At 52.4% G+C, this 15,723-nt stretch carries 15 protein-coding genes; 7 read left to right on the top strand and 8 right to left on the bottom strand.

Translation table 11 applies throughout. From position 1 onward, the window contains the following. The first annotated feature begins 127 nt into the window (after positions 1–127). The gene (locus HOM51_01410) at positions 128–1,099 is read left to right on the top strand and encodes an SDR family NAD(P)-dependent oxidoreductase (GenBank protein ID MBT5033152.1); all 972 of its coding nucleotides are present in this window, start codon (positions 128–130) and stop codon (positions 1,097–1,099) included. Here the strand turns inward: HOM51_01410 and HOM51_01405 are convergent, their stop codons facing one another. The 7 genes from HOM51_01405 to HOM51_01375 are packed head-to-tail and all read right to left on the bottom strand — an operon-like array spanning position 1,100 to position 6,923. Then, positions 1,100–1,726, bottom strand: a complete 627-nt coding sequence (locus tag HOM51_01405) for a Denitrification system component NirT (GenBank protein MBT5033151.1) — start codon at positions 1,724–1,726, stop codon at positions 1,100–1,102. 33 nt (positions 1,727–1,759) lie between these two features. Beyond that, positions 1,760–2,212 carry a nitrate reductase cytochrome c-type subunit gene (locus HOM51_01400; GenBank protein ID MBT5033150.1) on the bottom strand — a complete coding sequence of 151 codons (453 nt, stop codon included), beginning with the start codon at positions 2,210–2,212 and terminating at the stop codon, positions 1,760–1,762. Positions 2,213–2,232: 20 nt separating this feature from the next. Next, positions 2,233–3,126: a quinol dehydrogenase ferredoxin subunit NapH gene (gene napH, locus HOM51_01395; GenBank protein ID MBT5033149.1), complete on the bottom strand. Its 894-nt coding sequence runs from the start codon at positions 3,124–3,126 to the stop codon at positions 2,233–2,235. Beyond that, entirely contained in the window at positions 3,123–3,884 is a 762-nt protein-coding gene (napG, locus tag HOM51_01390) for a ferredoxin-type protein NapG (GenBank protein ID MBT5033148.1), read from the bottom strand. The genes napH and napG overlap by 4 nt, the downstream gene beginning before the upstream one ends. Positions 3,885–3,888: 4 nt before the next feature. After that, positions 3,889–6,378: a nitrate reductase catalytic subunit NapA gene (gene napA / locus HOM51_01385; GenBank protein MBT5033147.1), complete on the bottom strand. Its 2,490-nt coding sequence runs from the start codon at positions 6,376–6,378 to the stop codon at positions 3,889–3,891. 24 nt (positions 6,379–6,402) lie between these two features. Then, complete coding sequence (locus HOM51_01380) at positions 6,403–6,642, bottom strand: chaperone NapD (GenBank protein MBT5033146.1); 240 nt, start codon at positions 6,640–6,642, stop codon at positions 6,403–6,405. Then, positions 6,639–6,923: a 4Fe-4S binding protein gene (locus HOM51_01375; protein ID MBT5033145.1), complete on the bottom strand. Its 285-nt coding sequence runs from the start codon at positions 6,921–6,923 to the stop codon at positions 6,639–6,641. Before HOM51_01375 ends, HOM51_01380 begins: the two co-directional genes overlap by 4 nt. A gap of 180 nt (positions 6,924–7,103) precedes the next feature. Between HOM51_01375 and HOM51_01370 the strand changes: the two genes are divergently transcribed. Further along, positions 7,104–7,961: an EamA family transporter gene (locus HOM51_01370; protein ID MBT5033144.1), complete on the top strand. Its 858-nt coding sequence runs from the start codon at positions 7,104–7,106 to the stop codon at positions 7,959–7,961. On the opposite strand, the gene HOM51_01365 is transcribed toward HOM51_01370, so the two are convergent. Further along, complete coding sequence (locus HOM51_01365) at positions 7,952–9,709, bottom strand: AMP-binding protein (protein MBT5033143.1); 1,758 nt, start codon at positions 9,707–9,709, stop codon at positions 7,952–7,954. The genes HOM51_01370 and HOM51_01365 overlap by 10 nt on opposite strands. A gap of 78 nt (positions 9,710–9,787) precedes the next feature. Between HOM51_01365 and HOM51_01360 the strand changes: the two genes are divergently transcribed. The 5 genes from HOM51_01360 to HOM51_01340 all read left to right on the top strand — a co-directional run. Further along, positions 9,788–11,566, top strand: coding sequence for a M3 family oligoendopeptidase (locus HOM51_01360; protein ID MBT5033142.1), 1,779 nt, complete (start codon positions 9,788–9,790; stop codon positions 11,564–11,566). A 282-nt stretch (positions 11,567–11,848) separates the two neighbouring features. After that, on the top strand, positions 11,849–13,192 hold the full coding sequence (locus HOM51_01355) for an AarF/ABC1/UbiB kinase family protein (GenBank protein MBT5033141.1): 1,344 nt from the start codon (positions 11,849–11,851) through the stop codon (positions 13,190–13,192). A 77-nt stretch (positions 13,193–13,269) separates the two neighbouring features. After that, complete coding sequence (locus tag HOM51_01350) at positions 13,270–13,854, top strand: cyclic nucleotide-binding domain-containing protein (protein MBT5033140.1); 585 nt, start codon at positions 13,270–13,272, stop codon at positions 13,852–13,854. 232 nt (positions 13,855–14,086) lie between these two features. After that, the gene (locus HOM51_01345; protein MBT5033139.1) at positions 14,087–15,325 is read left to right on the top strand and encodes a Re/Si-specific NAD(P)(+) transhydrogenase subunit alpha; all 1,239 of its coding nucleotides are present in this window, start codon (positions 14,087–14,089) and stop codon (positions 15,323–15,325) included. 2 nt (positions 15,326–15,327) lie between these two features. Next, positions 15,328–15,723: NAD(P) transhydrogenase subunit alpha (locus tag HOM51_01340; protein ID MBT5033138.1), on the top strand; the 396-nt coding region annotated here is incomplete at its 3' end.

Genomic DNA, 15,723 nt, shown 5'->3' with positions numbered 1-15,723 from the left:
TCCTTGTCTATAAGGACCATTATCAGTAACCCTTGGCATAATCTACCATGGTGTTGTAAACCGACTAAGCTACCATGGTGTCGCGAAGCGACAGGGGCAACAACACTGGGGCAATAACGGAGAACACATGACTGTCTTAGTGACCGGCGCTGCGGGATTTATTGGCTACCATACCTGCAAGGCTCTTCTGGAAGCCGGGCGGCATGTCATTGGCATCGATAATTTAAACGATTATTACGAAGTCTCCTTGAAACAAGCGCGCTTGGCCCAATTGCAAGAGGCCAAGGGATTCGAATTCACCAAACTTGATATTGCGGACCGAGACGCTGTTGCGGCCCTCGTCGCGGCGCATCCAGCAGTTTCCGAGGTCATTCATTTGGCGGCACAGGCGGGGGTTCGGTATTCCCTGGTCAATCCCTTCGCCTATTTGCATGCCAACGTTGAAGGGCATTTGGTTCTGTTGGAGGCAGCGCGCGGACTAAAAGACCTAAAGCATTTCGTCTATGCTTCGTCATCGTCGGTCTATGGCGACAGCCTAGAATTACCGCTCGCAGTAGGGGACTCAACTGACAGCCCCAAATCCCTTTACGGTGCGACCAAAAAAACCATGGAATTATTCAGCCATGCTTATGCCGGGCTTTATGGATTGCCACAAACGGGACTGCGATTCTTCACGGTCTATGGTCCCTGGGGTCGGCCTGATATGGCACCGATGATTTTTAGCCGCAAGATTTTTGCTAATGAGCCTATCGATGTCTTTAACAACGGCGAAATGGCTCGGGATTTCACTTACATTGATGATATCGTCGCGGGAGTGGTCAGCTGCTTAGACAAACCGCCCAGCGATGGCGTGACCAATCCGATCTACAATATCGGCAACAACAATGCAGAACCCCTGATGCGGTTTATTGCAATCTTGGAAGATGCCTTGGGCGTTAAGGCCGAAATTAACTTTAAGCCCATGCAACCCGGCGATGTCAAAGAAACCTACGCCAACATCGACGCCACGCGACGGGATTTTGGTTTCGAGCCCAAGACCTCGCTTGATGAAGGGGTGCCCCGGTTTGTTGAGTGGTACCGCGGGTATTACGGGGTTTAGTTACTTCGCCGAAATCTCCTTTTCCGCTTCAAACGCGCCCTTTGGTAATTCATGCGCGATGCCTTTGTGGCAGTCGATGCAGGTACTGCCTTTTTCGATGGCGACCGCGTGGCGCTTGCGGGAACGCTTTTCTTGGACGGTGAAGTCCATGTAGTCAAAGTTATGACAGTTGCGGCATTCGCGGCTGTCAGTTTCCTTCATCCGCCGCCATTCATTTTTGGCTAGTTTTAAGCGCTTGGCCTCGTATTTCTCGCGGGTGTCAATGGTCCCCAAGAAGTGGTGGTATAGCTCATTGGAAGCTTGAATCTTCCGTGCAATTTTGTGTACCCAGGTCTTCGGTACATGGCAGTCTGGGCACGTCGCGCGCACGCCGGAGCGGTTGGAATAATGGATCGTTTGCTTGTATTCTTGATAGACGTTGTCCTTCATTTCATGACATGTAATGCAGAATTCTTCGTTATTGGTCAGTTCCAGCGACCAGTTGAAACTTCCCCAGAACACAACTCCGGCTACAAAGCCAACAGTGAGGAGTGTCCCCAAGGCATAACGGGCCGAGGGTTTGCGAATGATCCCCCAGACTCGCTGGATCAATTTCCCTTTATTCTCATCAGGCGCTTGGTCGTTCATGGTCGTATCCTCGTCTTTCGAGCCAAATAAAATTTACTTCGTTTCGAACGCCGATTTGAATCGGTTGGGAACCAGTGGCCGCGTGTAAACTTGAGGCACGTGGCATTGGGTGCAGAACCAGCGAGTTTTAGCGACCTTATCCAGCGCAACGCCGCTGCGGTCAATGTAGTGGGTCTCGCTAATCTTAGGGGCGCCTTCTTCAACGCTGTAAGGCCAATCATGGCAGCGCATGCATTGATTGACCTTCAAGTTAATTTGGTACTTTTCGATCTTATGTGGGATCAGCGGCGGCTGCTGACGATAGGCGCGTCCAAAGCGCTGGTTCGTTGCCTGCTTTTTGATTTCAGGCGAAGGACCTGGTTCGCTTATCTGCGGGGTACCACGCAACGACTGAACGCCGCCGTCCTGGCTGAATGCACCTGGGCTTCCAAGGGCAACAAATACCAATGCTAAGCCTAAGATCATGCCGTAATTAATCGTCTTCATTAGCTCTCTCCTTCTATCCTCTAAGCCGCCTTGCGGGAGGGGAATTCTGCCACCGGAGTTAATTCAGGCCGGTGGTTATTGGTTCTTAATCCAAATTTAAATACATTCTCGGCACAGACATCGATGCACCGTCCACAGTTGGTGCAATCACCTGATAGTACCAGGGGGCCACCATCACCTTTTAGCGCAGGTGTTATTGTGTGTGGTTCAGGGCAAACCGCGAAACAGTCCATGCAATTATTACACTTTGCACGATCTTGGGCTGAAATTCTGATCAAGCTGAAAGATCCTACCAAGCTGTAGAAAGCGCCGACGGGACACAGATGGCTACACCACCCCCGGCGACTGACAAATAGATCAAATAAGAAGACCATGGCAGCGGCACTCCAGGCAAAGCCAATGCCGAAGACCAGCCCCCTATGCGTCAGCGTGACGGGGTTCACAAACTCCCAAGCAATGGTGCCAGTTACGGCAGAAACCACTAAGGTCATACCAAGTACCCAGAGCCGAGTATGCCGGTTCAATCGAATGCCCCGATCTACGCCAAATAGTTGCGCCAGCCAATGAGCTGCGTCGGTCACAATGTTTACGGGACAGAAGAAAGAGCAATACGTCCGACCACCAATCAACGCATAAACGGTGAATAAAATTGCGGCACCAATTATTGCTGCGGTGCCTGTAATATGGCCAGCGACAAGAGATTGAAGAGCGACGTAGGGGTCAGTTAGTTCCAAGAATCCCAAGGTAATACTGGAAGTTGCTGTGCCTTTAACAATCCAAAAGCCCGTAAGAGGCCCAATTAAAAACAAGCCTAGAAACAGAAGCTGAACTGTCCGCCGGATTAGCAACCACTTATAGGCGGCATAACCCTTGGTAATTACAGCATTCAGGCCGGGAACATGGTGTTCGCTCATATTCGACCTCCCGGCCTTCTGTCTGGCAGGTCAATAAGTCCAGGCATTAGAGATTTTCCGGCTTTCTCTTTTTCAATCCAGCCGAGTCGGTAATGTTCACCCATTTGGCCTTTGGTCAGTGATCGCGGGAATACTTTGATCGCGGCTTCTTCCAAGACGCAGGATTTTTCACATTTGCCGCAGCCGGTGCAGGCTTCGGAATGAATAGTCGGAATGAAGCTGGCATGTTTGCCGGTCCGCTTGTTGGCCTGCATATCAAGGGTAATGGCTTTGCCCATCAGGGGGCACACCCGATAACAAACATCACAGCGCAATCCGCGGACGTTGAGGCAGGTTTCCCTATCCGAGAGAACCGCGATACCCATACGGGAGTCATCAATGTTCTTTAGGTCTTTGGATAAGGCCCCAGAGGGGCAGGCCGCGACACAGGGGATATCATCACACATTTCACATGGCACATCGCGGGCCGTGAAGTAGGGGCTGCCGGTGGCAGGTCTGTCGCCTAATTGAGATAACTTCAACGTGCCATAGGGGCAGTCGCGGACACAGAGCCCACACCGCAAACAGGCGGCAAGAAATTGATCTTCGGTACCGGCACCCGGTGGTCTAAGAGCATCTGCCGGGAGGGACTTTGCTTGCTTGGCGTAAAGCCCCAACAGCAACCCAAACGCCGCCACCCCGCAGGCATTCCTGGCCGTGGAGGCCAGAAACTTCCTGCGGTTTAGTTTAGCGGCCTTATCGTGTCCCTGATGGGGCATTGTCTTAGGCTTTCACCACGCGAACAGCACATTTCTTGAAATCGGTCTCCTTGGAGATCGGACAAGTGGCGTCGAGCGTGAGTTTGTTCACCAATTGAGAGGCGTCAAACCACGGGATGAAGATAACCCCTTCTGGTGGACGGTTACGGCCACGTGTTTCCACTCGGGTCTTTACTTCACCCCGGCGGGATTGGAGTTTTACCGATTGGCCCCGCCGCAGGCCGCGCTTGGATGCATCATCAGGGTGCATGAAGACGACGGCATCCGGTACCGCGCGGTGCAATTCCGGCACCCGTCTGGTCATTGACCCGGAATGCCAGTGTTCCAGCACCCGACCTGTGACCAGCCACATATCGTAGTCTTTATCCGGCTCTTCTGCGGCGGGCTCGTAGGGCAGGGCGAAGATATTGGCCTTGCCGTCTTTCTTGCCATAGAAGTGGACTTCTTGGCCCTTCTTGACGTAGGGATCATATTCTTCGCGGAACCGCCAGAGCGTCTCCTTGCCATCGACAACAGGCCAACGCAAGCCGCGGGAGTTATGATAGCGGTCGAAGTCGGCGAGATCATGCGCCTTGCCGCGACCAAACGCGGCGTATTCCTCGAACAGGCCTTTTTGGGCATAGAAGCCGAAGTGCTTGGCTTCGTCGTTATCAAACCCTTCGGCGGTTTGGTTGCTCGGGAAGGCATCGACTTGGCCATTTCTGAAGAGCACATCATACAAGGTCTTGCCTTTGTATTCCGGCATCTTGGCGATCATCTTGGCGGGCCAAACTTCTTCGACCTTGAATCGCTTGGAAAACTCCATCAACTGCCAGAGATCTGATTTGGATTCGCCCGGTCCTTGGACCTGTTGACGCCAGAACTGGGTGCGGCGTTCCGCGTTGCCGTAGGCACCTTCTTTCTCTACCCACATGGCGGTTGGCAGAATTAGGTCTGCGGCTTGTGCCGTCACGGTTGGGTAGGGGTCGGACACAACAATGAAGTTCTCCGGATTGCGATACCCGGGAAGGCCTTCGTTATTAATGTTTGCTGCTGCCTGCATGTTGTTGTTGCACATCACCCAGTAGGCATTGAGCTTGCCGTCCTTGAGCATGCGATTCTGCAACACGGCGTGATAACCGACCTTGGCGTTCAAAATGCCCGATGGCAGTTTCCAAATTTTCTCGGCAATATCGCGGTGCTTTTTCTTTTTCACCACCATGTCAGCCGGGAGTCTGTGGGCAAAGGTACCGACTTCACGCGCCGTGCCACAAGCCGATGGCTGGCCAGTTAGAGAAAATGGACCGTTGCCGGGCTCGGAGATTTTTCCGACCAGCAGGTGAATGTTGTAGATCAGGTTGTTGGCCCAAGTACCTCGGGTGTGCTGGTTGAAACCCATGGTCCAGTAGGACGTTACTTTAACCTTTGGATCGGCATAAAGCTTCGCCAAGGCTTCGATCTTTTTGACCGACACGCCAGAAATCTCGCTGGCTTTTTCGAAAGTATACTCAGATACGAACTTCTTGAAGGTTTCGAAGTCGATCTTTTTAGAGCCGCCGGTCTTCTTGCTGTTCTTGGCGTTTTTTTCGCGCGGGTCAGTGGGCCGGAGGCCGTAACCGATATCCGTGTTACCCTCACGGAAATTTACGTGCTTTTTCACGAAGTCCTCATTCACCGCACCAGATTGAATGATGTAGTTGGCGATGGCGTTAAGGATCGCCAAATCAGTCTGCGGTTTGAAGATCATGCCGTTATCGGCCAGCTCAAAGCACCGATGCTTGAAGGTGGAGAGCACATGAACTTTCACATGATCGGCTGTTAATCTTCTGTTGGTCAGGCGAGACCATAAGATCGGATGCATCTCCGCCATGTTTGAGCCCCACAGCACAAACGCGTCAGCTGCTTCCAGATCATCGTAGCAGCCCATCGGCTCATCAATGCCGAAGGTTCGCATAAAGCCTGCGACAGCAGATGCCATGCAGTGGCGCGCATTGGGGTCGATGTTATTGGATAGGAATCCGGCCTTCATCAATTTGACCGCGGCATAGCCTTCCCACACAGTCCATTGGCCGGAACCGAACATACCAACAGAGGTCGGGCCTTTTTTCTTTAGAGCCTCTTTGAATTTCTTGGCCATGATGTCGAAGGCGGCGTCCCAACTGACCCGCTCGAACTCACCGTTTTTGTCGTATTTGCCGTTCTTCATGCGAAGCAGAGGCTCGGTTAGACGATCACTACCGTACATGATCTTAGACAGGAAATAGCCCTTGATGCAGTTCAGTCCTCGGTTCACAGGGGCCTCCGGGTCACCTTGGGTGGCGACAACGCGACCGCCTTTGGTGCCGACAAGCACGCTGCACCCGGTACCGCAAAAACGGCAGGGGGCTTTGTCCCAGCGGATGTCTCGACCTGGGCCGGCCGCTTCGGCGGCACCCTTTGGAACAACAATGCCTGCGGCTGCTGCCGTAGCGGCCGCAGCATTTGCCTTAATGTAATCGCGTCTGGTGAGTTTCATGAACTCTACTCCTTATTGGACTCCTTAGTGAACACTGTCAGGAAGTGATTCCTGATAAACCAAAGCAGCGGATAAAACGCCGTCCATAAAATGAACATCTTTTAAAACGGCACCTGTATTTTTGTCATCTTCTTCAACGACGACCACCAATTGGCCGTTGGGCGTCGTTTCGTGGATATCGACGCCGGGGATTTTTGTGAGTAGCTTCTCCACATCCTTCATTTGGCTTGGTTGGGCGTGGACAAGTATTCCTGAAATAATCATGCAGCTGACTCCAAAAATTTGATGGCATCCACCGGACAGGGGGCAATGCATTCCCCGCATCCTGTGCAAGCGGTTGTATCCACTTGGGCGTTTGCGACGCCACCCAAGGCAAGTTTGAAAGAAATAGCACCAGGATCACATTGCTCTTCGCAGGTGCGGCAGACGACGCCTTTTGCTGATAAGCAGGCATCGGAAATACCGACGACAAGGTTCCGCGTTTGCTTGCGGAAATCACCCCGAAGAAACGCCGCACGAGTCATGGATTGAGCTTTTGGTTCCATTGCGACAATCTGTTCCGATTAAAATAGACCGCCTAAACTGGCAGCCTGTCTCTAAGAGGAATATTGCGTTAGTTATAATCCTATGTAATTGACCTAAGTCAAAGAATAAGGACGGAAATTTTTTTTTCTGTCTAGGAGGCCGATATTTCCAATTCCCAATCCTCGGCCCGGTATTTTGCCTTGCTCTGCTGCCTAGCAGTCGTTTGGAGTTCAAGCGTCTTATTTATTAAAATAGGTGTGGAAACTGTTCCGCCGATGTCGCTCGCCGCAGGGCGAATTCTTATTACCACCGTTATACTCTACGTGATCTTTCTATGGCGTCGCGACATCCTTCCCATGGAAGGCGCACTGTGGCGGCAATGTTTTGTGCTGGCGTTTTTTGGGAACACCCTTCCGTATTTCTTAATTATGTGGGGTGAAGTCGATGTGGATAGCGCTTTGGCGGCGATTTTGTTGTCGGTGATGCCATTGGCGACGTTGGTTCTTGCTCACATCTTTACGACCGATGAGAAATTTACCCCCCTTAAAGTTGCCGGCGTTGTTGTTGGGTTCATTGGTGTGGTTATTCTGGTTGGACCTGATGCTTTGGGCGGATTGGGCGATCATCTGGTGCGCCAACTGGCCGTGGCGGGGGGGGCCTTTTGCTTCGCCATCCAAACCGTTATGGCAAGGCGCCTGCCAAAGATATCGCCGCTGACCGTATCGGTCATTGTGATGATCTGTGCCTTGGTGCAAGCCCTGCCCTTGGCCTTTATTGTGGATTGGCCCATCACGACCATGCCGTCGGCGATATCATGGGGGGCGATGATTTGTTTAGGTGTGTTTTCAGGTGCGATTGCGTTAATCATTTATTTTTATCTGGTTGCGCAACGGGGCGCCACATATGTCGCCCTCAACAATTTCCTGCTGCCGCCGTTAGGGGTCTTCTGGGGTTTTCTTTTCCTAGACGAACGCGTGGCTCCGCAAGCACTGATCGCCCTGGGCGTCATTTTAATTGGAATTTGGTTGTCGACCTATAAGCCTAAAAATCAAACATAAAGTCCTTCAAGCGCTGCGCCATAAATTTCTTTGATCTTATGACGGCGGATTTTCATAGTTGGTGTCATCTGCTCGTTATCAATGGTGAAGGCTTCGCCCGCGAGGATGATGTGACGGACCTTTTCGATGTTGGAGAGCTTGGCATTGACCCGGTTCACCACGGTCCGGAGTTCTTTAAGCAAGTCTTCTTGATCTGGGTTCTCTCGCGCCCAGGATTTCTGCCACCCATCATCAGGGACAATTAACCCCACCAAATGAGGCCGCTTGTCGCCATAGACCATGGCCTGGCCGATTTCAGGCTCCAGGCAAAGGATACCCTCAACCCGCTGTGGAGATAGATTATCACCGCCAGAATTAACGATGATGTCTTTCTTTCGATCGGTGATTTTAAGGTGCCCATCGGCATCGAATTCGCCGATGTCGCCGGTGTGCAGCCAGCCGTCGATAATTGTTTCTTGGGTGGCTTCTTCGTTGCCCCAATAGCCCTGCATCAGCAATTCGCCGCGAGCCAGGATTTCACCATCATCGGCGATTTTTACTTCGGTGTTCTTAACAACCGGGCCGACGGTTTCCATCTTAACATTTCCGGGGCGGTTAACGCTGATCAGGGGGGCTGATTCGGTTTGGCCATAGCCTTGTAGAATCGTTAGCCCGAGGGCGGTGAAGAACATGCCGATGTCTGGGTTAAGCGGCGCGCCCCCTGATACCAAAGCCTTAAGCCGCCCGCCGAATCGGCCCCGGACTTTATTGCGGACCAATTTATCAAGCACTGCGTCTTTGAACCGGTCGCAGACCGATAGGCTGGCCGAGTCGGTAAAGCGTTGCGTGCCGAGCGCTACAGCCCCCAAGAACATCTTTTCTTTCAAGCCACCGGCCTTTTGCACGCCAGCCAAGATACGCCCATGCATCATTTCATAGAGCCGGGGGACAGCGGTCATAATCGTCGGGCGGGCTTCCAGCATGTTGGCGCTCAAGGTCTCGACGCCTTCTGCGTAATAAATCTCCGCCCCAATTGATACCGGAAAAAACTGTCCCGCCATGTGTTCGTATGAATGTGACAGGGGCAGGAAAGACAAAAATACATTGTCGTCTAATCCAAGAGGCTCAATTGCGTCCGCTGAACCCGCGCAATTATGCAAGATTGCGCCGTGCGACAACAAAACCCCCTTCGGAGCCCCGCCAGTGCCGGAGGTGTAAATAATACACGCGGTGTCGGTGCGTTTGAGGGACTGCGCTTCTTCCTTAATTGTGCCTTCCTTATCATTGGAATCGGTCATAGAAGCCCAGGTATGGGACTGTAGGGTCCCTGTTCCGGTGTCCGATAAAGCATCAATGCCGACGATAAATTTAGCGCTCTCGACCTGTTCCGCGGCGGGGATCAGAGATTTGGCCAGGCGATCATTCGAAACAATTACGCCCACGGCCCCGCTGTCGCTTAGAATATGAACATGGTCAGCAGTTGTGTTGGTGGTGTAGGCAGGGACGGAGATGCCACCCGCCGCCATGATGGCCATATCTGCCATTAACCATTCGGGACGGTTTTCTGAGATCAGGACGACCCGGTCGCCAGGGTTGACGCCCGCGGCCTTAAGACCATGGGCGAGGGCTTCAATGATACTTGCCGCTTGCGACCAGCTAAAGTCGTGATAGGTCCCGTCTGTTTTCGCCCACAGAAACGGCGCATCGCGCTTTTCTGCCGCCTGATCGAAAAACATCGTCACCAAATTGGGCCAAGTCTCTGCCGTCATGAATCTTCCCCGTTTGTTTCTTTTCTTGCCTTAGTATAAGCCGTAGAGAGTTTAAAAGAATTATTGGAGAGTACACAAATGCAGGCTGCCAAGACAGACCTTCCTGAATGGGATTTGAGCCACCTTTATCAGGGCCCAGATTCCAAAGAGCTAGAGGCAGACTTGGCAGGATCAGCCGCTGACGCCAAAGCGTTTCGGGAGACATATAAAGGCACGCTTGAGGCGATAGATGGTGCAGGCTTGGGCGCCGCCGTTGCTGCCTTTGAGAAAATCGAAGAAGTCCTGGGCAAGGCCATGAGCTACGCACAATTGCTGTTCGCAGCTGATATGGGGGATGCAGAACGCGGACGTTTTCAACAAACCGTCCACGAACGCATCACCGAAATCTCTTCTGATCTTTTGTTCTTTACGCTGGAACTCAATCGCCTTGATGACAAGGTGTTGGAAGAAAAGCTGAAGGACCCGGCCGCCAGCCACTATCAATCTTGGGTGCGGGATGTTCGGGTCTATCGTCCGCACCAATTGGATGATGACTTGGAGAAGTTGCTACTTGAAAAATCTGTTGCCGGAAAGGCTGCCTGGGTGCGCCTGTTCGAAGAAACCTTTGCCGACATGCGGTTCCAAATCGGGCACAAATCCCTGACCTTGTCTGACACCTTGAACATGCTGTCGGACAAAGATGGTGTGACCCGCAAGAAAGCGGCGAAGGTGCTGGGAGAGGTCTTGGGCAAGCATCAGCGCTTGTTTGCGCTGATCACCAACACCTTGGCCAAGGACAAAGAAATCGAAGACACATGGCGGAAGTATCCTCGTCCCGTCTCGTCGCGCAATCTTGGTAATCAGGTAGAAGACGACGTGGTGGATGCTTTGGCATCATCGGTGAAGGACGCTTACCCCGACCTTTCACACCGGTACTACAAACTGAAAGCCAAGTGGTTTGGCCAGGAACAACTGGAATATTGGGACCGCAACGCGCCATTGCCCGACGACAGTGACAAGCGCTACAGCTGGGACGAGGCGCGATCCATGGTGCTGGAGGCCTACGGTGCGTTTGAGCCGCAGATGTCTGACATCGCACAGCGGTTCTTCGATGAACGCTGGATTGATGCAGGGCCGAGGCCTGGGAAAGATTCTGGTGCATTCTCCCATCCGACAGTGCCGTCGGCACACCCATATATATTGATGAACTTTCACGGTAAATCTCGTGACGTGATGACCTTGGCGCATGAATTAGGTCACGGTGTTCACCAAATACTCTCCGGGCCACAAGGTGCGTTGATGTCTGACACACCTTTGACCACGGCAGAAACCGCGTCTGTCTTCGGCGAAATGCTGACGTTCCGTGCCATGCTGGAGGGCGAGACCGATCCTGCTCGTCGCAAAATTCTTCTGGCCGGTAAGGTCGAAGACATGCTCAACACCGTGGTGCGTCAGATCGCCTTCCATCATTTCGAAACGAAAGTTCATGATGAGCGCAAGGTTGGTGAGTTGGCACCAGAGCGCTTGGGCGAAATCTGGATGGAAATCCAAGCGGAAAGCTTGGGGCCGGCGATTAAACTGGAAGATGAATACCAGCATTTCTGGGCCTACATCCCGCACTTCATCCATACGCCATTTTACGTATACGCCTATGCATTCGGCGATTGCTTGGTGAATTCGCTCTATGACGTGTTCAGCGACGGTCATGCGGCGTTCCAAGGAAAGTATCTTGAAATGCTGCGAGCTGGCGGCACCCTGCGTCACAAGGAGCTTTTGGCCCCGTTCGGGTTGGATGCATCCGATCCGCAGTTTTGGAAGCGTGGGCTGAATGTGGTATCAGGGTTCATCGACGAACTGGAACAATTACCGACGGATTAGGTCATGTACTCATAAATAGTGATGCGCTGTGATCGATATAGGAGGTGTTTCGGCAGGAAAGGGACCGAAAGCGGGGTCAATTCCCCGGTGAGGCTCCTTGACGCATCGAAACACCTCCTATATCGACCCTTTCAGGGCGTGTCTCTTTTTGCCGCTGATCCGCGTTGTGTCGTCGGTTGTGATGCGCCCAGTAATGTTGTGGCATCACGCCCTCCTAACGCCTTGTCAGCGACAAAAATAGTCACGTCACAGTCAACACTATTTATGAGTACATGACCTAACATGACCGATCGCGACAGTTCCACATTGGGGGGCAGAGTTAAGCGATATGCGCGTGTCGGCGCATCGGTCGGCAGCGTCGCGGCCCGGGTCGCGGGCAAGCGGTTCTTGGGGATCAATCTAGACAACGAAAAATATGCGGGCGAATTGAAGGCGGTACTTGGGGGGCTTAAGGGGCCGCTGATGAAGGTGGCGCAAATCCTCGCCACCGTGCCTGATTTGCTGCCGGAAGAATACACAGCCGAACTTATTCAGCTTCAAACCAACGCACCCTCCATGGGCTGGTCGTTTGTTAAACGCCGGATGAATGCGGAGTTGGGACGAGGCTGGGAAGAAAAATTCGCATCGTTCGAGCGCGAGGCGGCCCATGCGGCGTCGCTGGGTCAGGTTCACCGCGCGACATCTCACGACGGCCAGGCCCTTGCTTGTAAGCTCCAGTACCCGGATATGGGATCGGCGGTGGAAGCTGATCTCAAGCAACTGAAGCTGGCTTTCTCAGTTTACCGCCGCTACGACCCGGCGATTGATCCGAGCGAAATTCACAAGGAACTTTCAGAGCGCTTGCGGGAGGAACTGGACTACGTTCGCGAGGCCCAGAACATGGCGTTGTATGGCGATATGCTGGCCGATGAAAAGACCGTCCATGTGCCGCAATCAGTTGAAGATCTATCGACGGATAGATTGCTGAGCATGACTTGGCTCGAGGGCGAACCGCTGATGGACTTTGTCGATAGCCACATTGAGCTTCGCAACGCCGTCGCCAATAACATGTTCAGGGCGTGGTATGTGCCGTTTTATTATTACGGCGTCATTCATGGTGACCCGCACCTTGGTAATTATTCAATCCGCCCCGACGGCGATGTAAATCTTTTGGATTTTGGCTGCATCCGCATCTTTAAGCCAAGTTTTATGGGCGCCGTCATTAATCTTTATCGCGCCCTTCGGGATGATGATGAAGCATTGGCGGTACACGCGTATGAAACGTGGGGTTTCAAGGACTTATCGATTGAAATGATAGAAGTGCTGAACCACTGGGCGCGGTTCCTATATGCGCCATTGCTGGAAGACCGAGTTCGTAAAATTCAAGAAGCGGAGTCGGGCATCTATGGTGCCGAGGTCGCGGCGAAAGTCCACCGGGAACTCAGACGACTTGGTGGGGTCACGCCACCGCGTGAATTCGTGCTGATGGACCGTGCCGCAATTGGCCTTGGCAGCGTGTTTATGCATTTGAAGGCTGAGGTCAATTGGCATCGATTGTTTCATGACCTGATTGATCATTTCGATGAAGAGACGCTAAAGGTGCGCCAGTCCAAGACCTTGATGAAAGCAGGCGTGCCGCTGCCGTAATAAAGTTCACTTGGCGCTCCCGTGTGATATGGATAAACTCAAGGTGATAAGAATTCGCAGTACAAGGGATTAAGCTTATGTCTGAGCCTGATGGATTTAAAAAGATAAGGGCGAAACGCCACCAAATTGTGTTTCAAGAAGACGACCCGGGCGAAAGTATGTTTATCGTTCAATCCGGCGCGGTCGGTATTTATAAGACGATTGAGGGGGAGCGCGTCCAACTGGCGGTTTTGAAAAACGGCGAAATGTTTGGCGAGATGGCCATCATTGATGGTCGGAAGCGTATGGCGGATGCCATGGCGGTTGAAGACAGCGTACTTTTGCAGGTGCCGCGCAAGACCCTGGAAGAAAGGCTTTCAAAATTTGACCCGTTCCTGCAGGCCTTGGTTGAAGTGTTGACGAATAATCTTAGGACAGTTCATAAATCCTACATGCATCGGCCAAGAAGTGTGGATGACTTTTTGAATGCCATTGATTACCATAATGATGGCTTCAAAAAATACATGGGAATGACAAAGAATCAGGAGATCGCTTCTGATGTCATGAATAAACTTTCGGCAATTGATGAACTGGTTCTTACTTTGCGCGATATGCTGAAACATCACGAGGACAGTCGTCATAGCGTATTTAACGAATCAGACATGGCGCGACGGCAATCTTGATTTGGATCAATGCAATTAGGTAAAAAATGGTGTTTCCTGCTGATCACAGGTATTTGCTGTTGCGAAATACGTAAGGGAACGGCAGTCTGTGAGGAGTTGAAGGTTTAATTTGGGTGGGTGAAATGAGCTGGTTGTATGTTTATTAGAACTTTCTTATATTCCAGCTCAAATGTATATAATTTTGGTTAGGGCCGCGCGGGCCCTTGCATGAGACGACAGGAAATTTCCCAAAATGAAAATTGCGATCCCTAAGGAACTGCGTCCCGGGGAAGAGCGCGTGTCCGCATCACCTGATGTGGTCGGCAAACTTGTGGGACTGGGTTTTGACGTTGTGGTTGAAAAGGGAGCCGGCGACGGTTCCTCCTTCACTGATGAGGCTTATAAGAAGATGGGTGCCTCCATCGCTAAGGATGCTGGCGCTGCCTTGAAAACAGCAGATGTCGTGTTGAAGGTTCAGCGACCTATATTAGGCTCAGGTGCCGCCAACGAAGTTGCCAAGATGAAAAAGGGTGCGGTTCTAATTGCCCACCTTTCCGCCTTGGTTAATCCCAAGGACGTCGATGCCTACGCCAAGGCGGGGATCACAGCCTTTGCCATGGAACTTGCCCCACGGATCAGCCGGGCGCAGTCGGTGGACGTGCTGTCGAGCCAAAGCAATTTGGCGGGCTATAAGGCGGTGCTGGATGCTGCAGCTGAATATGGTCGTGCATTTCCGATGATGATGACGGCGGCGGGGACTGTTCCGCCAGCAAAGGCCTTTATCATGGGGGTCGGCGTCGCTGGTCTGCAAGCCATCGCCACGGCCAAGCGGTTGGGCGCCATTGTTACAGCGACAGATGTTCGACCTGCGGTGAAGGAACAGGTCGAAAGTCTGGGCGGTAAATTCCTCGAGGTCGATCCAGAAGCCGAGAAGAACGCTGAGACTGAAGGTGGCTATGCCAAGGAAATGAGCGCCGAATACAAAAAGAAACAAGCGCAAGTCGTTCAGGATCACATTGCCAAGCAAGACATTGTTATTACCACGGCGCTGATCCCTGGTCGCCCGGCCCCTGTGCTGGTGACCGAAGACATGGTGAAGTCCATGCCGCCAGGCGCGGTTATTGTGGACCTAGCCGTTGAAGCTGGCGGCAACTGCCCGTTGTCCGAATTGGGCAAGATCGTGGTCAAGCACGGTGTTAAAATCATCGGCCACGATAATGTTCCAAGCCGATTGGCTGAAGCATCCAGCGCATTGTTCGGCCGCAACCTTCTTAACTTTCTGACGCCATTTGTGGATGGAGAAAAGAAGGCGCTGAACTTCGACTGGGATGATGAAATCGTTCAAGGCACTTTGGTTTGCAAGGACGGCAAGGTGGTGCATCCACGTTTGATGCCAGAGAAAAAAGCGCCGGCAAAGAAGCCAGTAGCTAAAAAGCCAGCTGCCAAAAAGCCTGCCGCTAAAAAAACGGCGTCTAAGAAAGAGGAAAAATAACCATGGATTCGGCGACCCTCACAGAACAATCGTCAAAGCTGGCGACAGACGCGCAGAACTTGGCGACTCAAGCCGCCAAGATCGCGGGCGAAGTCACCAAGCTGGCCGATACTCAAGCCCAAGCGCTTACTCAGGCGGCACAAACTGGGGATAGCTTTCTCTCCTTGTTTACAGTTTTCGTGCTGGCCTGCTTCATCGGTTTCTATGTTGTTTGGTCGGTGACCCCGGCTCTGCACTCGCCGCTTATGAGCGTAACCAATGCCATTTCATCGGTGATCATCGTCGGCGGATTGCTGGCTGCGGGACCTATGGATATGGGTTTTTCAAAAGTCATGGGCTTTATGGCCGTGACCCTTGCATCAGTTAACATCTTCGGTGGCTTCATCGTCACCAATCGG

This window comes from Rhodospirillaceae bacterium (assembly GCA_018660465.1).
GTDB lineage: Bacteria > Pseudomonadota > Alphaproteobacteria > Rhodospirillales > JABJKH01 > JABJKH01.
This window is presented reverse-complemented; position numbering and strand designations above follow the sequence as displayed.